The organism is Janthinobacterium sp. FW305-128, from assembly GCF_020858135.1.
Lineage (GTDB): Bacteria > Pseudomonadota > Gammaproteobacteria > Burkholderiales > Burkholderiaceae_D > Janthinobacterium.
In genome coordinates, this window is record NZ_JACYMK010000014.1 from 38,336 (window position 1) to 64,795 (window position 26,460).

Below are 26,460 nucleotides of genomic sequence, written 5' to 3' on the forward strand. Positions count from 1 at the left end.
GCCGTTTACTTGCGCGCGTGGCGCTTTACCTTGATGCCAAAGGTATCGGCATACCAGTCATCGATCATCAACTTTTCATAGCGCAACTTTTCATTGCTGAAGTAAGGATTGAGACGGGTCAGGTACGACATGTCGGACAGGGCAGCATTGCCGCTGCTGATGACCTTGCCATCCTGTTCCAGCACATAGTGCAGGCGCATGCGCGGCCAGTCGACCCGGCCATTCATGACGCGGATATCCTGGCCCGCACGCAGCGACGGGTTTTCACGTCCCGCCAGATCCACGTCCGTGACGTCGATTTTCAAGGTTTGCCCGGGCGGCAACAATGCGCCCAGTTTCTCGAAATGCCGGCTCAGTTCCTTCAGCACGTCGTCGCGGTCCTGCGGATTGAACGGAACGTCCGTGTATTGATCCGGTTTGCTGAACCGCACTTCAGTTCCTGCCCAGGCCGCGCTGCTGGCCAGCAAGGCCAGGCCGGCGATCAGGGCGCGTGTCGTTTGCTTTTGCATGGTGTACCCTTTCAGGAAATATGAGTGGCATGGAGCCACTTCTTATGCCTGTCCAATATAGCGCGCTCCAGTCCCTTCTGGCGCGTAATTCATACCTTGTTACTTTTCCGGTTTTTCGCCAAGAAGGAAAGACGCCGTATTTTTTTGCAGATTCATTAGCAATATTAATTAAAACAAAGTATTGTCTTGAAAATATAGTTGCCTAAGCGATAAAGTATAGATAGTGTAGACAGCATGGATTTAAAGTGCTTTTTTAGCACGTGTGTTGCATGATTTTAGTCAATTGTTCTTGCTTATTGTTAATACTTAGCGGTCGGTCTACAATCGACAGAATGCGCCCGAAAAACGCGCAACGCCGGTCATGGCGCACAGGAATTCCTGGCGCGGGCGTCTCAGCATTGCGTCAGTTATGCCTTTTAGCGGAACTCGCCCTTATGTCATTTTTGTCATCTGCATCGCCCAAGTTACCTCCCTGGAAAGTCCTGCTCGTCGATGATGAACCCGACATCCACGACATCACCGAACTCACGCTGAGCCGTTTCCGTCTCGAGGGCCGCGCCCTGAGCTTTGTGCATGCGTACAGCGGCGCCGAGGCCAAGCAGGTGCTGGCGCGCGAAGAAGGCATCGCGCTCGTCTTCCTCGACGTGGTGATGGAACGCGAAGACAGCGGCCTGGAGGTGGCGCGTTGGATGCGCGAAGACCTGGGCAACCAGTTTACGCGCATCGTGCTGCGCACGGGGCAGCCGGGACAGGCGCCGGAAGAACGGGTGATCGTCAACTACGACATCAACGACTACAAGGAAAAAACCGAACTCGACCGCACCAAGCTGTTTACCACCACCTTTGCCGCCCTGCGCGCCTACCGCGACATCATGAAGGTGGAAGAGGCGCGCCAGGCCCAGCTGCACTACCGCGAAGGCCTCGAGCGCGTCATCGCCGCCTCGGCGCACATTTTCAAGCAGCGCAACCTGCGCGACTTCGCCAGCGGCCTGCTGCAGCAAGTCGTCGCCCTGCTGCGCCTGGAAACGAGCATGCTGCTGCGCCTGCGCGGCGCCAGCGCCATCACGGGCGAGCAGGACTATGAAATCCTCGCGCAGATCGGCGACCATGAAGCCGATGGCGGCATCCTCAGCCCGTCTCTGCTGTCGCAGCTGGACGACGCCAAGAGCAATAAAATTTCGCGCCTGCATGGCGACACCTATGTCGGCTATTTCCCCAACAGCAGCGGCAAGGCCTCCCTGCTGGTGCTCAAGGGCGTGGAAGAGATTTCCGACCTCGACGCGCAATTGCTGGAAGTATTTTGTTCCGGCGTGGCGATCGCCTTCGACAACATCCTGCTGACGCAGGAAATCACCGACACCCAGGCCGAGCTGATCCTGCGCCTGGGCGACGTGGTCGAATCGCGCTCGCACGAAGGCGGCAACCACGTGCGCCGCATGGCCGAAGTGTGCCAGCTGCTGGCGCAGGCGTCCGGCATGTCGGAAGAGGAAACCATGGTGCTGCGCCACGCGGCGCCCATGCACGACATCGGCAAGATTTCCACGCCCGACGCCGTGCTGCTGAAACCCGGCAAGCTCGACGCGGCAGAGTGGGAAATCATGAAGCAGCATCCGACGGTGGGCATGTCCATCCTCGACGGTTCGCAGCGCCCGCTCTTGAAGGCGGCCGCCGTGATCGCCCACCAGCACCATGAAAAATTCGACGGCAGCGGCTACCCGCAAGGGCTGGTGGGCGAAAACATCCACAAATACGCGCGCATCGCCGCCGTCGCCGACGTCTTCGACGCCCTCATGCACAAGCGCTGCTACAAGGATGCCTGGCCCCTCGAGCGCGTGGTCAGCTACCTGCGCGAAGTGAGCGGCAGCCATTTGGACCCGCAGTATGTGGAGTTGCTGATTGCGAACCTGGACGAGGCCCTGGCGCTGAATCAACGTTTCCCTGATTAAAAGCTGGCGGTGGTGTCGGATTACGCGGCCTTGCCGCTAATCCGACCTACGTAGCATGCCTTGAACTAACGCTTCCCCGATAAAAAGCTGGCGTAGGTCGGATTAGGCCGCAGGCCGTAATCCGACACCACCGGCAGCCACGCCAACGATGTTGTCGGATTACGCGATCTGCACACCAGCAAAACACGCTTCGGCTCAAGCCCCCAACACAGGTACTCCGGGCCCGCGTCTCCAGCCCGCCGTTTTTAGCCTAGCCTCCGGCGTCGGATTACGCGGCCTTGCCGCTAATCCGACCTACGTGGCTCCAGCGGAAAGCGTATCTTGTAATGCAACCCCATCCCCGGCGCACTGACCACCTTCACCGTCCCGCCCAGCGGCCCCGTCACCAGGTTGTACAGGATGTGCGCACCGAGGCCGCTGCCGCCCGAGCCCCGCTTGGTCGTGAAGAAGGGGTCGAACAACTGGCCCAGGGTGGCGCTGTCCATGCCCATGCCGTCGTCGCTGTAGTCGAGTTCCAGCATGTCGCCGGCCGTCCTGGCACTGATCTTGATCCTGCCCGGCTCGCCTTCCGCAAAGCCGTGCACCAGTGAATTGACCACCATGTTCGTGACGATCTGCGAGACGGCGCCCGGATAGCTGCGCAGTTGCACCTCGGGCGCGCAGTCGATCTCCACCTTGACCGGCTTGCCCTTGAGCTTGGGTTGCAAGGACAGCAGGATTTCATCGAGGTATTTGCGCAAGTTAAAGCTGCGCAGCTCATCCGAGGACTGGTCCACGGCCACCTGCTTGAAGCTGCGCACCAGCGCCGCGGCGCGCTGCGTGTTCGTCGTCATGATGCGTAAGGTCTGGTCGATGATGTCGAAAAATTGCCGCAAGCCGTCTTCATCGAGCTGGCCGCCGTCCAGGTCTTCGCGCGTCAGTTTCAATTCCTGCACCAGGTGGCTGGTGGCCGTCACGCAGATGCCCAGCGGCGTATTGATTTCATGCGCCACGCCCGCCACCAGGCGTCCCAGGGACGCCAGCTTTTCCTGGCGCACCAGTTCCGACTGCGCTTCCTGCAAGGCGTTCAAGGCGCTGTTCAGGGCCGCATTCTGCTCTTCCAGCGCTTCCTTGGCCTGGCGCATGGCGCTGTCGGCCTGGATGCGGGCCATCGCCACGGCCACGTGGCTGGCCATGAAGGCCAGCACGTCCAGTTCCGCCTGGCCATACACGACGGATTCGTCGTAGCTTTGCACGATGATCACGCCATACTTTCTCTCGCCCAGCAGCATGGGCGCGCCCATCCAGCTGGCGATGCTGGTATTGCCCAGCGGCTCGTCCATCTCGCCGCTGGCCACCAGCGCCGCATAGCTGTCGGCATCGAGCAGGCACGCCTTGCGCCGCGCCAGCACATAGGAACTCATGCCGATGCCGTAATGAAAACGTTTCACGGGCGCCTGCGCATCCTTCTCGTCGACGAAATACGGGATCGTGATGTCCTTGTTGTCCGGGTGGTACAGGGCGATGAGGAAATTCTTCGCCGTCACCAGTTCGCTGATGATGGCGTGCAGGCGCGCATACAGGGTCGTCGCGTCGGCCGCCTGCGCCGACAGGTTGGCGATTTCATACAGCGCATGCTGCAGGTTTTCCGCGCGCCGCCGCTCGGCCACCTCGTGCGCCAGCAGGGCCGTGCGCTCCTGCACCGCCTTTTCCAGCCGGTCCATGCTTTGCATGCCTTGCAGGGCGCTCGACACGTGCGTGGCGATCAGCGCGAACAGGGCCTGGTCTTCCAGGCTGAAACGGTGCTGCGCGTCGTAGCTCTGGATGACGATGGCACCGAGTACCTGGTGCTGCTGGTCCAGCAGCGGACAGCCTATCCAATGCTCGGCCGCCGTGCCGCCGCCCCAGGCGCCGCCGCCGATGGCGCGCATGGCGTCGTCGTCGGCCGTCATCACCAGTTGCTTGCGGTTGACGATGACCCAGGCCGTGGGCGACTGCGCGGCGCTGGCCAGGCGCACACCCTCGTCCGGGTCTGGAGCGGCGTCGAATTCGTCGACAAAATACGGGAAGCGCACGAGGCCGTCGTCGCGGTCGCTGAGCGCCACGTAAAAGTTCGCCGCATACATGATGCGCCCCAGCGCCGCATGCACCGCCTGCAGGAATTCGCTGATATCGCTGCAGGTGCTCGAGCGCTGCCCGATTTCCAGCAACACGGTCTGGACGGCTTCCAGGCGGCTGAGACGGCTTTCCATGGGTGACTATGTACCTTGTGCAAGTATATGTTCTGAAAATCAATATTATCAGTTCAGCCCAGCCTTGGCACGGCATAAAACGCAGAATCTTGCCTTGAGCGATAGCAACACTCGCCACGCGCGCATTTGCCACCTGGCCGATACAGTGGCAGACTAGGCCCCTTCCTACAGACCAGACCGTCCTCATGACTGCCACGCTACGCGCCTCGCTTCGCCCCTACACCCTCGCCGGCCTGCTGGCCTTTGCCGCGCTGGGCATGCCGCCATTGTGCGCCGCGCCAGCCAAGGCGCCGGCGGCGGAAACGGCCGATGGCGGACGCTATTTCGGTCCCCTCGTCGCGGGCAAGATGCACGGCCAGGGCCGGCTCGAATACGCGAGCGGCGCGTTTTACGAAGGGGGCTTCGCGCGCGGCGTGTTTTCCGGCCAGGGCAAGCTGCGCCAGGCGTCCGGCGTCGAATACACGGGCGCCTTCCGCCAGGGCGCCTTCGACGGCATCGGCCGCTACACCTCGCCCAAGGGTGAAATCTATGCGGGCAGCTTCGTCAACGGCAGCTTCGAGGGACAAGGCCGCTTCCAGGGCGCCGACGGCGCCACCTTCGAGGGCCATTTCAAGCACTGGCGCCCGCACGGCGCCGGCAAGCTGACCGACACGGACGGCACTGTCTTCGAAGGCGAATTCGTCCAGGGACAGGTGCAGGGCAAGGCGAAGGTCACCACCAGCGACGGCATCCACTATGAAGGCGAGCTGAAAGACTGGAAATTCGAGGGTACAGGCGTGCTGCGCACGGCCGACGGCGACGAATACCGGGGCGGCTTCAAGAATGGCCAGTTCGACGGCAAGGGCGTGCTGCGCTATGCCGTGGCGCAGGCGGACGGCCGGCGCGAAGACAGCGGCAACTGGACGGAAGGCCAGCTGGACGACCCGGCCGCAGACAAGCTCACGCGCGACAATATCGAGCTGGCCCTGTACAACCAGCGCAGCCTGCTCGACGGCGCCCTGGCCCGGATCGCGCCGCGCGATGCGGCGAAAAAGATCAACCTGTACCTGCTGGGCGTGGCCGGCGATGGCGCGCAGGAAGTGTTTCACCGCGAAACGGCCTTCGTGCAGCGCCAGTTCGACCGCGATTACGGCACCGTGGGCCGCTCCCTGATGCTGGTCAACAGCCGCAACACGGTGGCGCAGCAGCCGATGGCCACGCGCACCAGCATCGCCGCCAGCCTCGACGCCCTGGGCGCGAAGATGGACAAGGCCAACGACATCCTGTTTTTATTCCTCACCAGCCACGGCTCGCCCGAGCACGAACTGGCGCTGGCGCAAAACGGCATGGATTTGCACAGCTTGCCCGCGCAAGAGCTGGCGGGCATGCTCAAGCACAGCGGCATCCGCTGGAAAGTCATCGTGATCTCGGCCTGCTATGCGGGCGGCTTTATTGCGCCATTGAAAGATGACAATACCCTCATCATCGCGGCCGCGCGCAGCGACCGCACCTCGTTCGGCTGCGACGACCAGAACGATTTTACTTACTTCAGCGAAGCGTATTTCAAGGAAGCCTTGCCCAAGAGCGCCGGCTTTGCCGAGGCGTTCGACAAGGCCAAGGTGCTGGTGCAGGCGCGCGAGGCGGCCGATTTCCTCGAAGGCGGCATGGAGGCGGAAGAGCATTCCGAGCCGCAGCTATTCCAGGGTAAGGCGATTGCCGCGCAGCTGAAGGCGTGGCGCGCCCAGCCACGCTAAGCACGGCACGGCCGCCCGCCTTTCTGTACAATAGCCGTCACCATGCGACAATTCTTCCTCATTTTGCTGCTGTTCGTGCTTCCGCTCCAGATGTCCTGGGCCGCGGCGAGCGCGTATTGCCTGCACGAGGAGGGCAAGGCGGCGCAACACCTGGGCCACCACAGCCACCAGCACAAGGCCGATGCGGACAAAAAAACCGCCGGCCATAAAGCTGAGCAGCAGAAAAAAGGCCAGCCGCACAGCGATTGCAATGTCTGCCATGGCATCGGCCACGCATGGCTGCCGGCCGGCTCCAGCCTGCCCGTCGGCGACATGGCGTCCGTCAACGCGGACACGTCCCCTTTCTTTTACGCTTCCCACATCCCGGACGCTCCCAAGCGCCCTGACTGGTCGTCGGCCATCTAGGCCGACGGGACGTTTCTTTCACTGATCGCAATATGCGGGCCTGACTAAAGCAGGCGCCAGCCTGCGCGTCCCGTCGAATTCTTTTTCCATTCCCTGGAGAATTCGATGTACCAAATCATCTTGTTACTTTCCGCTGGCCTGCTGGCCGGCAACTTTGCCCATGCGCAAGCACCTACGGAACCCGCCGGTCCCCTGACCCTGCCCGCCGCGCTGCTGCTGGCCGAAGGCGGCAACGCCACCCTGTCGGCCGCCCGCCATGAACTGGCGGCGCAGGGCGGCGCCCTGCAACAGGCGCGCGCCCTGCCCAACCCGGAACTGCAAACCGTGCTGGAAGACACGCGGCGCGCCACGCGCAGCACCACCGTGCAACTCAACCAGCTCATAGAACTGGGCGGCAAACGGGGTGCGCGCGCCGCCGTCGCGCAGCAGGGCCAGGAACTGGCGCAGGCCGGCCTGTCACTGCAGCAAGCCGACACGCGCGCCGCCGTCACGTCCGCCTTTGTCGACGTGCTGGCGGCGCAGGAAGGCTTGCGCCTGGCCGACAGCGCGCAAGCCTTGGCCGCGCGCGCCAGCGACATCACGGCGCGCCGGGTGACGGCCGGCAAGGCCTCGCCTGTCGAGGAAACCCGCGCCAGGGTTGCCGAAGCGAGCGTGCGGCTGGAACTGAACCTGGCCCGCAGCACCCTGGCCAGCGCCCGCAAGCGCCTGGCCGCCCTATGGGGCAATGCCGCGCCCCGCTTTAGCGTAGCCGAGGGCCGCCTGGAAACCTTGCCCGAGCTGCCGCCACGCAGCGAACTGGCGGCACGGCTGGAGCAAGCGCCGGCCGTGCGCCAGGCGCGCAGCGCGCTGGCGCAACGGCAAGCCATGCTGGACATGGAACAGCGGCGCGCCACGCCCGACGTCACGCTCAGCATCGGCATGAAGCGCTCGGAAGAACTGGGCCGCAACCAGGCCATCATCGGTCTGGCCCTGCCGCTGCCGTTGTTCGACCGCAATGCGGGCAACAAGCTCGACGCCCTGCGCCGCAGCGACAAGGCCAGCGACGAGCTGGCCGCCGCCCGCATCGCCGTGCAGACGGACGTGGCCGCCGCCAGCGAACGCCTGGCCACGGCCCGGCTCGACGTGGAAAGCTTGCGCCTGGACATCTTGCCCGGCGCGCAAAGCGCCTACGACGCGGCCAGCAAGGGCTTTGAGTTCGGCAAGTTCGCCTTCCTCGACGTGCTCGATGCCCAGCGCACCTTGCTGCAAGCCAAAAACCAATACCTGCGCGCGCTGACGGAAGCGCAGCACGCCGCCGCCGAGATCGAGCGCCTGCTGGGCACACCAGCTCCCCTGTAAGGAATACCCTCCATGAACATCACACTGAACAAAAAACAGGCGATCGCCATCGCCTCCATCGCGGCCGCCGGCATCGTGCTGGCCATCCTCATCCTCGGCACGGGCAATTCCAAGACCACGCCGCCCGCCGCCGCCAAGGTGGAAGCCCATGCTGAAAAGAAAGACGAACACGGCCACGAGGAAGTGGAAGGCAGGCTGGAATTGACGGCGGCGCAAAGCCGCGCGGCCGGCGTCGTCATCGCCACGGCCGCGCCCGGCCGCATCAAGACGACGGTCGCCCTGCCCGGCGAAATCCGTTTCAATGAAGACCGCACGGCCCACGTCGTGCCCCGTCTGGCCGGCGTGGTGGAAGCCGTGCAGGCGGACCTGGGCCAGCTGGTGAAAAAGGGGCAGGTACTGGCCGTCATCGCCAGCACGGAACTGTCGGAACAGCGCAGCGCGCTGCTGTCGGCGCAGCGGCGGCTCTCCCTGGCCCGCTCTACATACGAGCGCGAAGAAAAACTGTGGCGCGAAAAGATTTCGGCCGAACAGGATTACCTGCAGGCGCAGCAGGCGTGGCGCGAGGCGGAAATCGCCGTGCAGAACGCGCAGCAAAAACTCAGCGCGCTGGGCGCCAGCGGCGCCGGGACCGGGGCCAGCAAAGGGCCGCTGAACCGCTACGAGATCCGCGCGCCGTTCGACGGCATGGTGCTGGAAAAACACATCACCCTGGGCGAAGCCGTCAAGGAAGACGCGAACATCTTCGTCATTTCCGACCTGTCGACCGTGTGGGCGGAAATCGCCGTACCGGCGAAAGACCTGGCCACCGTGCGCATGGGAGGCAAGGCGGAGGTGAAAGCCAGCGCTTTCGATGCCAGCGCGCAAGGCACGATCACCTACGTGGGCGCACTGCTGGGCGAGCAGACGCGCACGGCCAAGGCACGCATCAGCTTGCAGAACCCGGACATGGCCTGGCGCCCGGGCCTGTTCGTCAGCGTGGAAGTCGTGTCCGGTGAAGCGGACGCGCCCGTCACAGTGCAGAGCACGGCCATCCAGACGGTGGAAGACAAGCCCGTCGTCTTCGTGCAGGTCAAGGATGGCTACCAGGCCACGCCCGTGGTGCTGGGCCGCAGCGATGGCAATCTGACGCACATCAAACAGGGCCTGGTCGCCGGCACGCCGTACGCGGCGCAAGGCAGTTTTGTCCTGAAGTCCGAGCTGGGCAAAGATTCTGCCGGCCACGAACATTGATCACGTCAAAGCTAAGGAAACCATCATGTTTGAACGCTTGATCCGCTTTGCCATCGACCAGCGCTGGCTGGTGATGCTGGCCGTGGCCGCCATGGCCGGCCTGGGCATCTACAGCTATCAAAAGCTGCCCATCGACGCCGTGCCCGACATCACCAACGTGCAGGTGCAAATCAATACCCAGTCCGCCGGCTATTCGCCGCTGGAAACCGAGCAGCGAGTCACCTTCCCCATCGAGACGGCCATGGCCGGCTTGCCCAACCTGGAGCAGACGCGTTCGCTGTCGCGCTATGGTTTGTCGCAAGTGACCGTGATCTTCAAGGATGGTACGGACATTTATTTTGCCCGCCAGATGATCAACGAGCGCCTGCAGGAAGCGAAGGAAAGCTTGCCGGCCGGCATCACGCCGAAGATGGGGCCCGTTTCCACGGGTCTCGGTGAAATCTATCTGTGGACGGTGGAAACGCAGGAGGGCGCGAAAAAGCCGGACGGCACGCCCTACACGCCGACGGACTTGCGCGAAATCCAGGACTGGATCATCAAGCCGCAGTTGCGCAATGTCACGGGCGTCACGGAAATCAATGCCATCGGCGGTTACGCCAAGCAATACCAGGTGGCGCCCTACCCGGAAAAACTGGCCGCCTACGGCATCAGCCTGCAAGACGTGGTGACGGCGCTCGAGCGCAACAACAGCAACGTGGGCGCCGGCTACATCGAAAAGCAGGGCGAGCAGCTGCTGATACGCGCCCCGGGCCAGGTGGCGTCCAAGGACGACATCGGCAACATCGTCGTCGCCAATGTGCAAGGCGTGGCCATCCGCATCCGCGACGTGGCCGACGTGGTGCTGGGGCGCGAGCTGCGCACGGGCGCGGCCACGGAAAACGGCCGCGAAGTGGTGCTCGGCACCGTCTTCATGCTGATCGGGCAAAACAGCCGCGCCGTGTCGCAAGCCGTCGACAAGAAGATGATCGAGATCAACCGCAGCCTGCCGAAAGGCGTGCACGCCGTCACCGTGTATGACCGCACGGTGCTCGTCGACAAGGCCATCAATACGGTGAAGAAAAACCTGCTGGAAGGGGCGGTATTGGTGATCGCCATTTTGTTTTTGTTCCTCGGCAATATCCGCGCGGCCGTCATCACGGCCATGGTGATTCCGCTGGCCATGCTGTTCACGTTTACGGGCATGGTGCAATACCATGTGAGCGCCAACCTGATGAGCCTGGGGGCGCTCGATTTCGGCATCATCATCGATGGCGCCGTGGTCATCGTGGAAAACTGCGTGCGCCGCCTGGCCCATGCGCAGCAGAAGCTGGGACGGCCGCTGACCTTGCAGGAGCGTTTTCAGGAAGTGTTTGCGGCATCGCAAGAAGCGCGCCGCCCCTTGCTGTACGGGCAGCTGATCATCATGGTCGTGTACCTGCCCATCTTCGCGCTGACGGGCGTGGAGGGCCGCATGTTTACGCCGATGGCCCTGACGGTGGTCATCGCCCTGCTCGGCGCCATGCTGCTGTCGATCACCTTCATTCCCGCCGCCGTCGCGCTGTTTATCGGCGACAAGGTGGCGGAGAAGGAAAACGCCATCATGCGCGCCGCCAAGCGCTGGTATGCGCCGCTGCTGGACCAGGTGATGCGCAACACGCCCGTCGTGTTGACGGGCGCGGCGGTAGCCGTCGTGCTGTCCGGCTTGCTGGCCACGCGCATGGGCAGCGAATTCGTGCCCAGCCTGAACGAGGGCGACATCGCCATCCAGGCCCTGCGCATCCCCGGCACCAGCTTGACGCAATCGCTGGCCATGCAGCAGCAGCTGGAAAGCAAGCTGATGGCAAACCACAAGGAAATCGCGCGCGTGTTCGCCCGCACTGGAACGGCCGAGATCGCCTCTGATCCCATGCCGCCGAATATCTCCGACGGTTACATCATGCTGAAACCCCGCGACGCATGGCCGGAACCGAAGAAGTCGCGCGAGCAATTGCTGGCGGAAATCGAAGCGACGGCCACGAGCTTGCCGGGCAATAACTATGAGTTTTCGCAGCCGATCCAGCTGCGCTTCAATGAACTGATTTCCGGCGTGCGCAGCGACGTGGCCGTGAAACTGTTCGGCGACGATATGAGCGTGCTCGACAGCACGGCGGCGAAGATTGCGGTCGTGTTGGGCAAGATTCCGGGCGCAACAGAGGTAAAAGTCGAGCAGACGACGGGCCTGCCCATGCTGACGGTGCAGATCGACCGCGAGCAGACGGCGCGCTACGGTCTCAATATTGCCGACGTGCAAGCGGCGATCGCCACGGCCATCGGCGGGCAAGAGGCGGGTACCCTGTTCCAGGGCGACCGCCGCTTCGACATCGTCGTGCGCCTGCCCGACAGCCTGCGCAGCGACCTGGAGCAGTTGAAACGCCTGCCCATCGCCCTGCCCCTGGGCGCGGCGGCGGAAGGCCGCGCGCGCTTCATCCCGCTCGGCGAAGTGGCCAGCCTGCAAGTGGCGCCGGGACCGAACCAGATCAGCCGCGAAGACGGCAAGCGCCGCATCGTCATCAGCGCCAACGTGCGCGGGCGCGATATCGGCTCCTTCGTGGCCGATGCCACGCAGCAGTTGCAATCGCAGGTGGCCATTCCGGCTGGCTACTGGACCAGCTGGGGCGGCCAGTTCGAGCAATTGCAGTCGGCCACGAAACGCCTGGAACTGGTGGTGCCCGTGGCCTTGGCCCTCGTGTTTGTGTTGCTGTTCGCCATGTTCGGCAACGTGAAGGATGGACTATTGGTCTTCAGCGGCATCCCGTTCGCCTTGACGGGCGGCATCGTCGCCCTGTGGCTGCGCGACATTCCCATGTCGATTTCGGCGGCGGTCGGTTTCATCGCCCTGTCCGGCGTGGCCGTGCTGAACGGCCTGGTGATGATTGCCTACATCCGCCAGCTGCGCGAACAGGGCATGCCCTTGCAGGATGCGATACGCGAGGGGGCCATCACGCGTTTGCGGCCCGTCTTGATGACGGCGCTGGTGGCGTCGCTCGGTTTCGTGCCGATGGCCATTGCCACGGGCACGGGCGCCGAAGTGCAGCGTCCGCTGGCCACCGTGGTGATCGGCGGCATTTTATCGTCGACGGCATTGACGCTGCTGGTGCTGCCGCTGTTGTACCGGCTGGCGTATGCCGTAAGAGGCAGGTCGGATTAGCGGGGGCCGCCGAGGTCGCAAGCGCGTCATCCGACACATTGTTGACGCTGGCGGTAACGTCGGATGACGGCCTTGCAGGCCTGATCCGACCTACCTGTCCATGCGTCGATACCGCGGACGTAGGTCAGATTAGCTCCGAAGGAGCGTCATCCGACACCAGCACCAGCGCCAACAATATGCAGCTTAGGGCCGGCGGTAGCCGCCTTCGATCCAGTTCGCGGCGGACGTGGCGTTGAACTTGAACGCGGCCGAGGTGCGCACCTTGGCGATCTGTTCGCCGTCGGCGTCGTAGGCGCTCAGTTCCGCGTACGGGTGGTCTTCGTCGGGCACGATGTCGAACATCACCTTGATCTGCCCCTCGTCGGTGGCGACGAACAGGTTCTTGTGCAGTTGCGCATGCAGCTGCTGCTCGTGGCGGCGCAGCACCTCGGACGCCGTCTTGACCAGGGTGTTGAAGGCGTTGACGTCGAGCGGCTTCGGGTTTTTCTTGTCGCGGCCCATGGTCCACGGGCCCACGAGGGCCGGCTCCGGTTCGCCATCCTTGATCATGGCCACGGCCCAGCCTTCATCTTCCTCGTTCTTGATCACGCGCGCCGTCCAGCCATTGCCTACCCACAGGCGCGGCTCCTGGATCGGGGCGTCATTGTCGTGCTCGGCGGCTTCGTCGGAAAAGTCGGGGAAATCGGTACTCATGGCGGTGCTCGTGATGGAAGGTCGGGGCTAGCATGATAGTCGAAAACGCCCGCCCGTGCCGCCTTCACGGCGGCATGGGTGAACGTTCAATGCTTCCGTCCGGCATCTTCCCAGGCAACTGTCAGCACATGGACATGGCAGGCCGGTTGGGCCAGGTCAGCGGCGGGCCGGGCGGTATCCAGCGCGGGTCGATGGCCGGCAGCGGCGCATGATAATTAAAAGGATTGATGATGATCGGCGGGATCGCCGATGGCGCGCCGACGGGCTCGGCGCAGGACTGCGTGGCGCTACGCTGGCGCGTGGTTCGATGGTGAAAAAGGGATAGCGATTGATCCCCGGTATCTGCAAACAAAAGCATGTTGCCCTCCTTGCGAGACTGAGGTGTTCAGTATAGGACGGCTTGCGCACATTACAAGAAAAGAAATCTTGTTCCAGATCAGTGTTTTCTGGGCGCCAGCGCCTTCCATACCGTGAAAATGACGGCCTGTCGCACGCCGCTGGCGGCAAGCGGGGCGCGCGCCTACAGTGTGACCATGCAATACCCGATCACCCACACACCGAGGCTTACCATGAAAAAATTGCTCACCTTCGTCCTCATCGTCATGCTCGCCTGCCTGTTCCTCGACAAAATCGGCGCCACGGACATGCACATGCAGCTCAACGGCGACGAGATCGACGGACCGCTGGAGTGGCTGTTCGGCCTGGTGTTTGCCGGCGGCGGCCTGCTGATCGCCGCCATTGCGCTGGTATGCGGCGCCGTCGTCACGGGCGTGGTACTGGCCGGCGTGGGCGTGGTGCTGATCGCCGTCGTGGCCCTGTGCGTGGCGCTGGCGCTGGCCTTGAGCACGCCCGTGCTGCTGCCGCTCTTGATTCCCGTCGCCATCGTCTGGCTGATCGTCAGCCGCAACCGCAAGCAGGCACAGACGCGTCAGCACAGCCTGTAATCACTGCGCCATGAACTTGCTGAGCACGCCGTCGCCGCCGCCGTCATTCTGTTCGATGCGGTTGCGCCCGCCCCGCTTGGCCCGGTACAGCGCCTCGTCGGCGCGCGCCAGCACGGCGTCGCAATCGGCATCGGTACCGACCATGGCGGCCATGCCGATGCTCACCGTGATGGTGAGCACAATGCCGCCATCGATGGTCAGCGAACTTTCCGCCACGCGCCGGCGCAGCCGTTCGGCAAACACGGCGGCGGCGCTCAGATCCGTGCCCGGCAGCAAGATGGCGAATTCCTCGCCGCCCACGCGGCCCGGCACGTCGACCTTGCGCAGCGCCTGGCACATCAGCGCGCCCAGGTGGCACAGCACGGCATCGCCCACGGCGTGGCCATGCTCGTCGTTGACGCGCTTGAAGTGATCGATGTCGAGCATCAGCACGCTGGCGCAGCTGGCCAGCTCGCGCTGCAAGCGGGCATGCTCGTTTTCCAGCGATGCCATGAAGTGACGGCGGTTCGGCAAGCCGGTCAGGAAATCCGTGGTGGCCAGCTGCAGCAGTTCCGCGTTCATGCGCTTGCGCTCGGTGATGTCGAGCGAAGACACCATGACGAAATCGAGGCTGTCCGCATGCCCGGGCATCACCAGCAGGCTCAATTCATTTTGCCGCGCCGCGCCGTCGAGACGCACGAAGCTGCTTTCGCACTCGTACAGGTGGGCGCCGCCAGCCAGCGCCAGCAACGCATCGCCGAAACGGGGCAAGGCGCTGTCATCGAAATTCTGTGCCAGGCTCAGCGCGCCGCGGCGCTGGTCGTCCTCGTTGGCGCGCACCTGCGCCAGCGCGGCACCGTTCGCATCGATGATGCGCACCAGGCCCGCCAGCTTCCGCAGCGCGTCCGGATTGGCCTGGAAGTGGGCGCCCAGGTCGCGCACGCCCGCCTGCTCGAGCGCGTCGAGCGCGGCGCGCACGGCCGACCAGTCCTGCTCCCACAGGGCCACGGGCGCGTGGTCGTACAGGCTGCGGAAACGCGCTTCGCCGGCGCGCAGGGCCAGCGCCACCTGCGCCTGCTCAATGGCCATGCCGGCCAGGTGCGCCGCCTCGCTGAGCCGCGCCAGATGCGCCGCGCCCGGCAAGGTCGGCTGGCGGTGATACGCCATCAGCACGCCCAGCAGCTTGCCCGAGCCGCCACGCACGGGCTCGGCCCAGCATGATTGCAGCTGGGCCCGGTACGCCAGTTCCATCGTTTCCTGCACATTGGCATGCAGGTCGCCCACGATCACGCGCTGGCCGTCGCGCACGGCTTGCGCGGCGATGCCATGCACGCCCTGCAGGGTGTCGAGGTCGTGTCCATGGCTGGACAGGTTGAAAAACGCGGGCAAGCTCGGCGCCGCGCCCAGCACCAGGCGGTGGCGGCTTTCATCGAGCAGCAAGATGCTGCACAGCATGGCGGGATGGTCGGCTTGCACGCTGAGCACCACGCTTTCCAGCACCCGTTCCAGCGGCGCGCCCGTGGCCAGCATTTCCAGCACTTGCCGCCGCGTATGCTCGCGCCGCTCCATCTGGCTGCGCTCGCTGATATCGCGGAAGGTCCACAGGCGCGCCTGCTCATTGCCTAACTGCATGCTGCGCACATATTGTTCGACCACCCGCCCATCGCGCAGGTGCAGCACGTCGCGCCGCTCGCGGTGGCCGTGCGGCGCATGGGCGCGTGCTCCAAGGAAAGGCGCCGCCTGCTCCAGCTGGCTTTCCACATGGCGCACCAGCGCCGCGCCATCGGCTTGCCAGTCGAGCGCGTCGGGCACTTGCCACAGGTCGCGGAAACGCCGGTTCGAGGTAAAGATGCGGCCATTGATGTTGTCGACCAGAATGCCGTCGATGGTCGAATCGAGGATGCTGCGCAGCATGGCCTGGCTCCGTTGCGCCGCCTCGGCCATCGCCAGCACGCTCGCCTGCCCCTGCTCCAGCTGGCCGGTCAGCTCGCTCGAGCGCGCCAGCGCCACCTGGGCGCGGGCGCGGCCCGCCGCCAGCAGCCAGGCCGCCAGCGCCAGCACGATGCTGGCCAGCAAACCGGTCCAGGCCACCAGGCGGGGCCGCGCCAGCAGCTCGCCATCGAAGCCCGGCATGGCGCGCACGCGCAAGGTCCACGGCCGGCCGGCGATGGTGATGACTTGCCGCGATAACAGGCTGTCCGAGGCGGCAGAGGACAGGCCGCCCGGCAGGCTGTCGTACATCAGGGCCGCCTCGGCCAGCTGCGCGCCGTCATAGATTTCCAGGTCCAGCTGGCGCGCCGCCTCGCCGCCCACGCCCGCCATCAGGTCGCCCATGCGGAACGGCGCAAACACCCAGGCGCGCAAGGCGGCGCGCCGCTGCTCCACGCTGGCATGCGGCAAGCCGTTGTCATACACGGGCAGTACGACCAGGAAACCATGCGCCTGGTCGCTGCCGCCATCTTGCACCAGGTGGATCTTGCCCGTCATGGCGGCCTGGCCCGTGTCGCGCGCCTGCTCGAGCGCGGTGCGGCGCACGGATTCGGACCAGATGTCATAGCCGAATGCCAGCAGGTTGCTGTCGCTTAAAGGTTCCAGATACGTGATGGGCGCATGCCAGACACGCTGGCCGTACGGACGCACGGCATAGCCGGGATAGCCTTCCGCGCGTACGCTGGCCTCGTGCCGCGCCAGGGCGGCGCCGGGCACCAGCGGCAGGTAGCCGATGCCGTGAATGCCGGGAAAGTTTCGGTCGACCTGTTGTACCGCCAGATAGGCATGGAATTCGCGGCGCGTGACTTCCTGCGAACTGGCATACAGTCCCTGCACCCCGTGCAGCACCTGGATATAGGTCTGCATGCGGCCGGCGATGTTGCCCACCAGTTCGCGCACGCGGAAATCGAAATCGGCCTGCACCTGCTGTTCGCTGGCGTCGTGGGCATTGCGCCAGGCGCCATACGTCAATCCCAGGCACAGCGCCAGCACCAGCGTGGCCAAGGCGCGCGGCCCCACCCAGTACGACACTGGCCGGGCAAACCACGACGAAGACGCGCGTGTAGACATGGCAGGCTGACAGGCAGGACGACATCAAACCGCGACACTGCCGGCAACATGGCTGGCAGCGGGCTGCACGATTACCATCGGTAGTCGATGAGAATGATAGTACGTTACAGCGGGCGCCCTTGCAATGCCGAATATTGTATTAAAAAGACCACATATTTCATCGATGCAATGATGTGTACTCCAGGAAAATTCAATGCCATGAAAACCATTCCCGCCGGCTGCTATGATCGCCCCGTCATCCATCATCAGGGAGCCGCGTTTGCAGCACGATAGCTGGCAGGGAACACTGTGGCTGGCGCCGGATTTTGCCATCTTGCATGGCGCAGCGGGCGCCACGGACAGTCACGCCCATTATGCGCACCAGCTGATGCTGAGCACGGGCGCGCCCTTCACGGCCGAGCTCGACGGCATCGTCCACACGGCGCGGCACTTGCTGGTCGAAAGCCTGCGCCCGCACGCCATCGTCGCCGCACCGGCGCCCATGCTGACCATCTATGCGGAACCGCAGCGCCTGGGCGGTGCAGCCTTGCTGGCGGCCGCCGCCCATGCTGGCGCGCCCACGCTGGAGCATGTCGCCGCCGCCCTGCAGGCCCAGCCCCGGGAAATCCTGTCCGACGCCCGCGTGCGGCGCGCGCTGGAGCAGGTCGACATATTGTTGTCGGGCAAGGTCAGCGCGGCCGCCGTGGCCGGGGCCGCGCATTTGTCGCTGAGCCAGCTGGAACGCCTGTTCAGCGCCCAGCTGGGCTTGCCCGTGCGGCGGCTGGTGCTGTGGCGCCGCTTGCGCCTGGCCATCCGTTTTATCTTGCTCGGCAGCACTCTGACGGACGCGGCCCACGGCGCCGGCTTTGCCGATGCCGCGCATTTTTCGCGCACCATGCGCAGCCTGTTCGGCGTGCGCGCCGACCGCAGCTTGCGCCAGCTCGACGTCAAGCTGCTCGATTGACCTGCCGGCTACGACCCGTTGCGCAAGCCGGCCGGCAGCTCGGGCGCGCGCACGCCCTCTTCCGCGCGGAACGGTTCGATCAATTGCGCTCCATACGCGAGCGGGTAATCGGGACGGCTGCCGATGCCCAGGTCCTCGCCCCGCATGCGGTAATCCGGTGCGTCGAAGGCCGTGCCCAGCAGGCGGTCCCAGCACGTAAAGAACAGGCCGAAATTCACGTCGCCGGCCGTGCCGTACTTCATGTGGTGAAAACGGTGCAGCGGCGCCCAGGTAAACACGTGGCGCAGCGGCCCCATGCGCATGTCGACGTTCGCGTGCTGCAGCAACAGCTGGATCGCCACGGCAAACGCCAGCACGGCCATGACAGGCTCCGGTATGCCCAGCAGCAATAAGGGCAGCATGCCGCCCGCCGCTTCCAGCAGCAGGTGCAAAGGGTGTTTCATCCAGCCATTGAAACCGTACAGGCGCCGCACGCTGTGGTGCACGGCATGCAGTTTCCACAGAAAATAAGAACGGTGGCTCAGGTAATGCACGAGCGTGATGCCGCAGTCGGCGATGAGGATGGCCAGCAGCAGCTGCGCCCAGAACGGCAGCTGGCCCGGCCAGAATGCGCCCAGCGCCAGGTGCCCTGCCAGCAGGGGAAAGGCAGCCAGGCCCAGCAGATATAGCGCTTCATTGACGAGCGCGTGCAGCACGTCGCGCCAGCCGTCGCCGTGCGCGTGGTTCCACGCGCCGTCATACGGCAGATAGCGTTCGGCAAGAAGGGACGTGAGCAGCGCCAGCAACAGCAAGGGCGGCAAGACCCAGAAAGAATAGCGGCACACCGCAATCAGGTAACTGGCGGCGCCGATGAAGCCGGCCCAGAAGACGGGGCCGTACAGCGCGGCAAAGAGGGATGTCATGGCAAGGTTCTCCTGTGGCAAAAACCACAGCATGGCCATCCCCCCTGCCGCGCCGCTTGAATAAACGGCGCAAAATTACTTACTTGGCAGCCTTCCTCGCCGCGTATTGCTGGTAGCCGTTCGCGCGCAGGGCGCAGGCGGGGCAAGTGCCGCAGCCATAGCCCCAGTCGTGCAATTGCCCCCGTTCGCCCAGGTAGCAGGTGTGCGTGCCGCTGCGGATCAGGTCGACCAGCGGCTGGCCGCCCAGGTCTTCCGCCAGGTCCCAGCTTTGCGCCTTGTCCAGCCACATCAGCGGCGTTTCCAGCTTCAGGCGCGTATTCATGCCCAGGTTCAGGGCCACTTGCAGCGCTTTCATCGTGTCGTCGCGGCAATCCGGGTAGCCGGAAAAATCCGTCTCGCACATGCCGCCCACCAGCACCGTCAAGCCGCGGCGGTAGGCCACGGTGGCGGCCACCGTCATGAACAGCAAGTTACGGCCGGGCACGAAGGTATTCGGCAAGCCGTTTTCCTGCATGACGATCTCGACGTTCTGCGTCATGGCCGTATCGGAAATGGCGGAAATCAACGACAGGTCGATCATGTGGTCCTGGCCCAGGCGGCTGTCCCACTCGGGCGACTGCCGGCGCATCTGTTCCAGCACGCCAGGACGCACGGTCAGCTCGATCGCATGGCGCTGTCCATAGTCAAAGCCGATGGTTTCCACGCGGCTATAGTGCTTGAGAGCCCAGGCCAGGCAGGTGGTGGAATCTTGTCCACCGCTAAAGAGCACCAGTGCGGAGTCCGTTGCTAGCATAATTTCTTTCTTTTCAGTTTGATTCTGTTCCAATTGTGCGCGGGGAAACAAGATTCCCAGTGCAAAAAATACTTATTCGTCCGCCATCAGTTTACCTATTCCGGTAACATGCAGTCAGCATTTACTCATCTGGAGCACCATGTTTTCTGCACGACCCATACGGCATACGGCTGCCGGCAAGGCGATACGACCACGAATTTTGGCACAAGTAGTGACAAAAGCAATGGGTCAACTGACACTGGCGGCCGCCGGCAGTGTCATCTCGCTGTTTCCCATCGCCCATGCCGGCGCGCAGGAGGGTACGCAGGAACGCACGCAAGATGCCGTTGCGGACAGCCCCGCCACGGACACGGCGCCCGCCCCGCTGCAGTATGAGGTCAAGGTCAACGCGCCCGGCGACCTCGATGAGCTGCTGGAAAAAAACCTGGACCTGGAACGCTTCCGCGGCAACCCGCGCATGGATCGCGAGCAATTGCAGCGCCTCGTGCGCGATACGCCCGAGCAAGCCAAAAACCTCATCGCCACGGCCGGCTACTACACGCCCGTCGTCACGGTGCGCGTCGATACGACGGGCGCCAAACCCGTCGTCATCGTTGACGTCGATCCGGGCCAGCCGGTGACCATCGACAAGGTCGAGCTGGAATTGCGCGGCTTCGATCCCACGCCGCCGCTGGCCGCTTCCGAACCCTACGATACGGAAGCCCTGAAACGCAGCTGGGCCCTGAAGACGGGCAGCGTGTTCCGCCAGGCGGAATGGGAAGCGGCCAAGCGCGCGCTGCTGCGCGAAGTGGTGCAGACGCGCTACCCGCGCGCCCAGCTGGTCGATACGCAAGCCGTGGTCGACCCGGAAACGCACAAGGTCTCCTTGCTGGTGGTGCTCGACAGCGGCCCCGAGCTGCGCTTCGGCGAGCTGCGCATCGAAGGCTTGAAACGCTACGATGCCAGCATCATCCGCAACCTCGACAAGATACGCCCGGGCGACTATTACAGCGAATCGGCGCTGCAATCGTTCCAGGCGCGCCTGCAGGACACGGGCTACTTTGCCAGCGTGGAAGTCAGTGCCGACATGAGCAGCATCCTGGGCGAGCAGATCGAGGCGGGCCAGGAAAGCCAGCAGGCCGAGGCCGCCGGCGCCGCGCCAGAAGCCAGGCCCGCCAACCGCGGCCCCGCGCCGCAGCTGCCGCTGGTCGTGCGCGTGACGGAAAACAAGCAGCAGAACGTCAGCGCCGGTCTCGGTTTCAGTACGAATACGGGGAATCGTGCCCAGCTCAACTATGACAACCTGAACGTGTGGGGCACGCGCTTCAAGAGCGCGATCACCATGGAAACGAAGAAACAGGCGGCGCACGCCAATTTTTACTTTCCGACCACCGAGCGCGGCTACAACGACAGCGCGGGCGCCTCGTTCGAGCGCAGCGATATTTCCAATGAAATCACGGCCGTCACCACCATCTCGGCCAAGCGCAACTGGGGCGGCACCAACCTCGAGCGCAGCCTGACGTTCGAGTTCCTCAGCGAAGACAAGACGGTGGTGGGCCTGGAACAGACGCGCAGCAAGAGCTTGCCGCTGACTTATGCCATCACCAAGCGCAGCCTCGACAGCCTGCTGTTCCCCACCAAGGGCTACGTCATCAACGCCCAGGTGGGCGGCGCCCTGCTGCCCCTGCTGACGGACGAGCGCTTCGTGCGCGTGGCCGGCAAGGCCGTGTATTACCGTCCGCTCGGCGAAAAGGGCGAGCTGATCGTGCGCGGCGAAATGGGCGCGCTGGGCTCGAAGGAAAAACGCGGCGTGCCGGCCGTCTACCTGTTCCGCGCGGGCGGCGACCAGTCGGTACGCGGCTATGGCTACCAGGAACTGGGCGTGAAGGAAGGCGACGCCACCATCGGCGGGCGCTACATGCTCACCGGCAGCGCCGAATACCAGTACTGGTTCAAGCCGAAATGGGCCGTTGCCGCCTTCTATGACGCCGGCAACGCGGCCGACACGGTCAAAGCGGCCATGACGCCGAAATCGGGCTATGGCCTGGGCGGGCGCTACAAGAGCCCCGTCGGCCCCATCAATGTCGACGTGGCGTATGGCCACGCCGTCCACGCCTACCGTTTGCACTTTTCTCTGGGATTCACTTTCTGATGTCCGATATTTCTACCGAGTCCCACGATGCCGCGCCGCCACCGCCGGCGAAAAAACCGCGCCGCTGGGTGCGCTACGTGCTGATCGCCGTCGCCAGCCTGGCCGTGCTGCTGGGCGCCGGCTTCTGGTTCCTGGGCCGCGAATCGACCTTGCAGATGCTGGTGCAAAAAGTGGCCAGCGCCAGCGGCGGCGACATCGCAGTGTCGGGCGTGTCCGGCTCGCTGTACAACCGCATGCACCTGGGCCACGTCAGCTACCGCAGCAAGACGCAGCACATCACGGCCGACAACATCGACATCAACTGGTCGCCGTTCCAGTTCTTCTCGGAAGGCATCGCCATCAGCGAACTGCACGTGGCCAGCCTGTCCGTGGAAAGCACGGCGCCGTCCGAGGAACCGTCGACCATGCCCGCCAGCCTGGCCGCGCCTTTTAAAATCGGCATTGCCGACGCGCGCCTGGACAAGGTGACCCTCGTCAGCGCGGGCGGCAATACGGTGTTTGAAAAAATCCATTTCACCTTGTCGGGCGACAAGTCGCAATGGCAGCTGGAAGATGCATCGGCCGTCACGCCGTTCGGCCAGGCCACGGCCAGCGCGACGATCGCCGCCACGCAGCCGTTCAAGCTCAGCGGCAAGGCGGGCTTGACGCAGATCAACCCTGCCGCCGGCGAAAAACCGGCCGCCCTGGCGCTGCAGCTGGGCGGCGACCTGAACGTGCTGAACGTCACGGCCAAGGGCAATGCGGGCGCGGCCACGGCCGACGCCCAGCTGGCGCTGGCGCCGTTCGACCCCGTCATCATCCTGCGCTCGGCCAGCATCAAAGGCCGCAACATCAATCCGGGCAAGTTCGACGCCACCTTGCCGCAGGCGGACCTGAGCCTGGAACTCGATGCCGCCATCGACACCCGGCCGACGAAGCAAACCGTGTCGGGCAAGCTGGCCATCCTCAACCACGCCACGCCGGGCCCCATCGACCAGCAAAAGCTGCCGCTGCGCCAGTTCGAGGCGCGCCTGGGCGGCACCCTGACGGCCACGACCTTGGAGTCGGCCATCATCGATTTCGGCAACGCGGGCAAGTTCACGGGCGGCGGCAAACTCAACCGCGATGCCGTCGATGGCCCCATCGGCAATGCGCAACTGACCTTGCACACGGACAAGATCGACTTGCAGCACATTTACAGCAGCATCAACAGCACGAAGATCGTCGGCGACATCGTGCTCGACAGCGACGGCAAGACGCAAACCCTGCGCGCCAAACTCGGCGAAGCCAAGCTGCGCCTGGACATGGAAGCCACCCTGGCCGATTCGCTCGTGCAACTGCGCAAGGCCACCTTGCAGGCAGGCAAAAGCAGCGTCAACGCGACGGGCCAGATCAGCCTGAAGGATGAGCAACCGTTCAAGGCCGTGGCCAGCACCAGCCGCCTCAATCCCGCCGACTTCGGCGCCTTCCCCGTGGCCGACCTGAACCTCGACGTGCGCGCCCATGGCCACGTGGCCCCCAAGTGGCTGGCGAACGCGGACTTCACCGTGCGCCCCAGCAAGCTGCTCGACCAGCCCCTGTCCGGCAAGGGCAAGCTGACGGCCGATGCGGCCCACTTCAGCGGCATCGACGTGCAGTTGGCACTGGGCAAAAACAAAGTGACTGCCAAGGGCAACTTTGGCGGCGCCGGCGAAAAGCTCAACTGGAACGTCGATGCACGGCAACTTTCTGCCCTGCAGGGCGACTTGCTGGGTACGGTGCTGGCCAGCGGCGTGGTGCAGGGCACGCTGCAGCAGCCGCGCACGACGTTTGTTGCCGACGCGAAAGGACTGGGCCTCGCCAGCGGCAAGCGCCCCGCGCCCGACAGCGCCATCCACGCCAGCGGCGACGTGGGCTTGACGGGTCCGAAGCAGCAGGCGGAATTGAAAATGACGGGTTCCTTGCAAAAGATCAACCCGGCCGCGTTTGGCGCATCCATGCCCAACGGCAACGTCAATGCGGATTTCAACGGCAGCGGCCGCCTCACCAGCGACTGGCAAGTGGCCCTCAACCTGGCCCTGCGCGAATCGACCCTGCAAAATGCCCCGCTGGCCGGCTACGCCAAGCTGTCGGCCAATGCGAAACGCATCGACAGCGTGGATACGGAATTGCGCCTGGGGCCGAACAGCCTGCTGGCCAAGGGCGCGCTGGGCGGCGCCACAGACCAGCTGAGGTGGAAGCTCGATGCGCCGCAACTGTCGACCCTGGGCCCCAAGTTTGCCGGCGTGCTGCATGCGGCCGGTTCCGTCTCGGGCAAGATGGACGCGCCCGCCGCGCAGCTGACGCTCGATGGCAAGGATCTGACCTTCTTTGGCGACCAGCAATTGAAAGCCGTGAAAGGCAGCGCCAGCGTGGGCGCCGGCCAGGGCGCGCTCGACCCCATGGTCAGCAGCCTGGAGATCACGGGCTACAGCACGCCCACCTTCAAGCTGGCCAGCGCCCGCCTGGGCACGACGGGCACGCGCGGCAGCCATACGGTCAGTTTGACGGCGCGCAATGACGATTTCGATGCCACCGTGCAAATCCGCGGCAGCCAGAGCGGCGCCGCCTGGACGGGCACGATCGACAGCCTGCAAAACAAGGGCCGCTATGCGCTCGTGCTGCAAGCGCCCGTGCCCGTGAAAGTGGCGGGACCGGCCGGCAGCGGCGTGGCGGGCCTGGGCCAGCCGGAGCAGATCAGCGTGGGCAACACCGTCATCAAATTGCCGGCAGGCAGCATCACCATGCAAAACCTCGTCAAGAACGGCCCCCGCTGGACCAGTTCCGGCCAGGCTGCCGGCGTGGCCCTGACCTATCTGGCGCAGGTCATTCCCTCGCTGCAAGCCAATGCGCGCAGCGACCTGACCCTGGGCGCGCAATGGTCGCTCGACATGCAGGTGCCGACGGCGAAACAGAAAGATCCCTCGCTGGCGGGCATGCTGCACATCTACCGCGAAAAAGGCGACGTGACGGTGGGCGTGGAACAGCCGCTGGCGCTGGGCTTGCGCACCTTCGATGCGCGCGTGGATGTCGCCAACCAGCAGCTGCGCCTGGCCGTGAAACTCGATGGCGCACGCGCGGGCCAGAGCGATATCAATGCCACCGTGCAAATGCTGAACGGACGCATCAGCAACGACAGCGCCCTGTCCCTGACGGGCACCACCAGCATCGATTCGCTGGCGTGGCTGGCGCCGCTGACGGGCCAGCCGGGCCTGGAACTGGGCGGCGCCTTGAAGGTGGCCCTGTCCGGCAGCGGCACCATCGGCGCGCCGCAATTGAATGGCGACATCAACGGCAGCAAGCTGCTGGTGAACTGGGCCGACCAGGGCTTGAAATTGCGCAATGGCGTGCTGCAAGCCAAGCTGGCCGGCGATCAATTGCAATTGCAGCGTTTGAGCTTTGACGGCGGCGACGGCAAGGTGCAGGCCGATGGCTGGGTGCGCTTTGCGAATGGCGAAGCGAGCCTGGAACTGAAGCTGATGGCCGACCGCCTGCAGGCGCTGTCGCGTCCGGACCGCACTTTGGTCCTGTCGGGCAACAGCACCCTGGTGCGCAACGACAAGCGCTTCAGCTTCGAGGGCAAGTTCAAGGCCAACCGCGCGCTGATCGAACTGGCGCCGCAGGATACCCCCACGCAAAGCAGCGACGTCGTGGTGCTGGGCAAGGAAGTCAAGGGCGGCAAGGAAGCGCCTTCGCTGCCGCTGAATATCGACCTCGAGTTTGACCTGGGCAACGCTTTCCACCTGCGCGGCATGGGGCTCGATGCAGACCTGGCGGGCAATGTGCGCGCCAGAGTCATCAACCGCGCCGCGCCGCGCGTGACGGGCAGCATCAAGGTCACGAACGGCCAGTACGCCGCGTATGGACAGAAGCTGTCGATCGAGCGGGGCCTGATCGCCTTCACGGGCGCCTACGACAACCCGTCGCTGAATATCCTGGCCGTGCGCAAGCGTCCCGAAGGCGAAGCGCTGTCGGAAACGAACGTGGAAGCGGGCGTGGAAGTGCGCGGCACTGCGCAGGCGCCGACGGCCAAGCTGGTGTCCACGCCGAGCGTGTCGGACAGCGACAAGCTGGCATGGCTGATCCTCGGCCACGGCGCGGAAACGGCGGCCGGCGATGAAATGGCGCTCTTGACGACGGCCGCAGGCGCCCTCTTCGGCGGCTCCGGCGGCGGCTTGCAGGGCAAGCTGGCCAATTCGCTGGGCCTCGATGAAGTGGGCCTGTCGCAGGCGCAAGGGCTGGAAAGCACGGTCGTCACCGTCGGCAAGCGGCTGTCGTCGCGCGCCTACCTGACGTTCGAGCAAGGCACGAGCACGGCGACGAGCCTGGTCAAGCTGCGCTACAAACTGAACCGCCGCATCACTTTGCAGTTCCAGACGGGCACGAACAATGCGCTGGACGTGTTGTATACGTGGGCGTTTGATTAGATTGGCGGCCAACAATGTTGTCGGATTACGCGG

General features: G+C 64.5%; 17 protein-coding genes. 10 read left to right on the plus strand and 7 right to left on the minus strand.

Annotation, left to right across the window (positions count from 1 at the left end):
* Positions 1–5: 5 nt before the first annotated feature.
* The gene (locus tag IGS60_RS25165) at positions 6–509 is read right to left on the minus strand and encodes a DUF3016 domain-containing protein (protein ID WP_070292412.1); all 504 of its coding nucleotides are present in this window, start codon (positions 507–509) and stop codon (positions 6–8) included.
* 434 nt (positions 510–943) lie between these two features.
* Here IGS60_RS25165 and IGS60_RS25170 point away from each other — a divergent pair, with 434 nt between their 5' ends.
* Complete coding sequence (locus IGS60_RS25170; protein WP_070292411.1) at positions 944–2,455, plus strand: DUF3369 domain-containing protein; 1,512 nt, start codon at positions 944–946, stop codon at positions 2,453–2,455.
* A gap of 284 nt (positions 2,456–2,739) precedes the next feature.
* Here the strand turns inward: IGS60_RS25170 and IGS60_RS25175 are convergent, their stop codons facing one another.
* On the minus strand, positions 2,740–4,686 hold the full coding sequence (locus IGS60_RS25175) for a GAF domain-containing sensor histidine kinase (RefSeq protein WP_230506535.1): 1,947 nt from the start codon (positions 4,684–4,686) through the stop codon (positions 2,740–2,742).
* Positions 4,687–4,871: 185 nt separating this feature from the next.
* On the opposite strand from IGS60_RS25175, the gene IGS60_RS25180 reads away from it, so the two are divergent.
* The 5 genes from IGS60_RS25180 to IGS60_RS25200 all read left to right on the plus strand — a co-directional run bounded on the left by IGS60_RS25180 (position 4,872) and on the right by IGS60_RS25200 (position 12,558).
* Entirely contained in the window at positions 4,872–6,419 is a 1,548-nt protein-coding gene (locus tag IGS60_RS25180) for a C13 family peptidase (protein WP_230506536.1), read from the plus strand.
* A gap of 42 nt (positions 6,420–6,461) precedes the next feature.
* Positions 6,462–6,824: a cation efflux protein, CzcI family gene (gene czcI / locus IGS60_RS25185; protein ID WP_230506537.1), complete on the plus strand. Its 363-nt coding sequence runs from the start codon at positions 6,462–6,464 to the stop codon at positions 6,822–6,824.
* 105 nt (positions 6,825–6,929) lie between these two features.
* Complete coding sequence (locus tag IGS60_RS25190) at positions 6,930–8,162, plus strand: TolC family protein (RefSeq protein ID WP_230506538.1); 1,233 nt, start codon at positions 6,930–6,932, stop codon at positions 8,160–8,162.
* A gap of 12 nt (positions 8,163–8,174) precedes the next feature.
* Positions 8,175–9,392 carry an efflux RND transporter periplasmic adaptor subunit gene (locus IGS60_RS25195; RefSeq protein ID WP_230506539.1) on the plus strand — a complete coding sequence of 406 codons (1,218 nt, stop codon included), beginning with the start codon at positions 8,175–8,177 and terminating at the stop codon, positions 9,390–9,392.
* A gap of 25 nt (positions 9,393–9,417) precedes the next feature.
* Positions 9,418–12,558, plus strand: coding sequence for an efflux RND transporter permease subunit (locus tag IGS60_RS25200; RefSeq protein WP_230506540.1), 3,141 nt, complete (start codon positions 9,418–9,420; stop codon positions 12,556–12,558).
* A 183-nt stretch (positions 12,559–12,741) separates the two neighbouring features.
* Here the strand turns inward: IGS60_RS25200 and IGS60_RS25205 are convergent, their stop codons facing one another.
* Both IGS60_RS25205 and IGS60_RS25210 read right to left on the minus strand, forming a co-directional pair.
* Positions 12,742–13,251, minus strand: a complete 510-nt coding sequence (locus IGS60_RS25205) for a hypothetical protein (RefSeq protein ID WP_070292404.1) — start codon at positions 13,249–13,251, stop codon at positions 12,742–12,744.
* A 121-nt stretch (positions 13,252–13,372) separates the two neighbouring features.
* Positions 13,373–13,609 (minus strand): hypothetical protein, encoded by a 237-nt coding sequence (locus IGS60_RS25210; protein ID WP_143449926.1) that lies wholly within the window; start codon positions 13,607–13,609, stop codon positions 13,373–13,375.
* A 211-nt stretch (positions 13,610–13,820) separates the two neighbouring features.
* Here IGS60_RS25210 and IGS60_RS25215 point away from each other — a divergent pair, with 211 nt between their 5' ends.
* Positions 13,821–14,195 (plus strand): hypothetical protein, encoded by a 375-nt coding sequence (locus tag IGS60_RS25215; RefSeq protein ID WP_083287436.1) that lies wholly within the window; start codon positions 13,821–13,823, stop codon positions 14,193–14,195.
* Here the strand turns inward: IGS60_RS25215 and IGS60_RS25220 are convergent, their stop codons facing one another.
* Positions 14,196–17,234, minus strand: a complete 3,039-nt coding sequence (locus IGS60_RS25220; RefSeq protein ID WP_230506541.1) for a CHASE domain-containing protein — start codon at positions 17,232–17,234, stop codon at positions 14,196–14,198.
* A gap of 259 nt (positions 17,235–17,493) precedes the next feature.
* Here IGS60_RS25220 and IGS60_RS25225 point away from each other — a divergent pair, with 259 nt between their 5' ends.
* Positions 17,494–18,177 carry an AraC family transcriptional regulator gene (locus tag IGS60_RS25225; RefSeq protein WP_230506542.1) on the plus strand — a complete coding sequence of 228 codons (684 nt, stop codon included), beginning with the start codon at positions 17,494–17,496 and terminating at the stop codon, positions 18,175–18,177.
* Between the two features lie 8 nt (positions 18,178–18,185).
* Here the strand turns inward: IGS60_RS25225 and IGS60_RS25230 are convergent, their stop codons facing one another.
* Both IGS60_RS25230 and queC read right to left on the minus strand, forming a co-directional pair.
* Positions 18,186–19,079 (minus strand): sterol desaturase family protein, encoded by an 894-nt coding sequence (locus tag IGS60_RS25230; protein WP_230506543.1) that lies wholly within the window; start codon positions 19,077–19,079, stop codon positions 18,186–18,188.
* A gap of 79 nt (positions 19,080–19,158) precedes the next feature.
* A complete protein-coding gene (queC, locus tag IGS60_RS25235) occupies positions 19,159–19,872 on the minus strand; it encodes a 7-cyano-7-deazaguanine synthase QueC (protein WP_230506544.1) in 714 nt (237 codons plus the stop codon).
* A 223-nt stretch (positions 19,873–20,095) separates the two neighbouring features.
* Between queC and IGS60_RS25240 the strand changes: the two genes are divergently transcribed.
* Positions 20,096–22,003, plus strand: a complete 1,908-nt coding sequence (locus IGS60_RS25240) for an autotransporter assembly complex family protein (RefSeq protein ID WP_230506545.1) — start codon at positions 20,096–20,098, stop codon at positions 22,001–22,003.
* Positions 22,003–26,427 (plus strand): translocation/assembly module TamB domain-containing protein, encoded by a 4,425-nt coding sequence (locus IGS60_RS25245; protein WP_230506546.1) that lies wholly within the window; start codon positions 22,003–22,005, stop codon positions 26,425–26,427. Before IGS60_RS25240 ends, IGS60_RS25245 begins: the two co-directional genes overlap by 1 nt.
* Positions 26,428–26,460: the final 33 nt, after the last annotated feature.

What these genes read in the sequence shown, in the direction of transcription:
- IGS60_RS25230 (WP_230506543.1), bottom strand. Translation starts at nt 19,079, where the DNA reads ATGACATCCCTCTTTGCCGCGCTGTACGGCCCCGTCTTCTGGGCCGGC.
- queC (WP_230506544.1), bottom strand. Translation starts at nt 19,872, where the DNA reads ATGCTAGCAACGGACTCCGCACTGGTGCTCTTTAGCGGTGGACAAGAT.
- IGS60_RS25240 (WP_230506545.1), top strand. Translation starts at nt 20,096, where the DNA reads ATGGGTCAACTGACACTGGCGGCCGCCGGCAGTGTCATCTCGCTGTTT.
- IGS60_RS25200 (WP_230506540.1), top strand. Translation starts at nt 9,418, where the DNA reads ATGTTTGAACGCTTGATCCGCTTTGCCATCGACCAGCGCTGGCTGGTG.
- IGS60_RS25190 (WP_230506538.1), top strand. Translation starts at nt 6,930, where the DNA reads ATGTACCAAATCATCTTGTTACTTTCCGCTGGCCTGCTGGCCGGCAAC.
- IGS60_RS25170 (WP_070292411.1), top strand. Translation starts at nt 944, where the DNA reads ATGTCATTTTTGTCATCTGCATCGCCCAAGTTACCTCCCTGGAAAGTC.
- IGS60_RS25165 (WP_070292412.1), bottom strand. Translation starts at nt 509, where the DNA reads ATGCAAAAGCAAACGACACGCGCCCTGATCGCCGGCCTGGCCTTGCTG.
- IGS60_RS25245 (WP_230506546.1), top strand. Translation starts at nt 22,003, where the DNA reads ATGTCCGATATTTCTACCGAGTCCCACGATGCCGCGCCGCCACCGCCG.
- IGS60_RS25220 (WP_230506541.1), bottom strand. Translation starts at nt 17,234, where the DNA reads ATGTCTACACGCGCGTCTTCGTCGTGGTTTGCCCGGCCAGTGTCGTAC.
- IGS60_RS25205 (WP_070292404.1), bottom strand. Translation starts at nt 13,251, where the DNA reads ATGAGTACCGATTTCCCCGACTTTTCCGACGAAGCCGCCGAGCACGAC.
- IGS60_RS25175 (WP_230506535.1), bottom strand. Translation starts at nt 4,686, where the DNA reads ATGGAAAGCCGTCTCAGCCGCCTGGAAGCCGTCCAGACCGTGTTGCTG.
- IGS60_RS25210 (WP_143449926.1), bottom strand. Translation starts at nt 13,609, where the DNA reads ATGCTTTTGTTTGCAGATACCGGGGATCAATCGCTATCCCTTTTTCAC.
- czcI (WP_230506537.1), top strand. Translation starts at nt 6,462, where the DNA reads ATGCGACAATTCTTCCTCATTTTGCTGCTGTTCGTGCTTCCGCTCCAG.
- IGS60_RS25195 (WP_230506539.1), top strand. Translation starts at nt 8,175, where the DNA reads ATGAACATCACACTGAACAAAAAACAGGCGATCGCCATCGCCTCCATC.
- IGS60_RS25215 (WP_083287436.1), top strand. Translation starts at nt 13,821, where the DNA reads ATGAAAAAATTGCTCACCTTCGTCCTCATCGTCATGCTCGCCTGCCTG.
- IGS60_RS25180 (WP_230506536.1), top strand. Translation starts at nt 4,872, where the DNA reads ATGACTGCCACGCTACGCGCCTCGCTTCGCCCCTACACCCTCGCCGGC.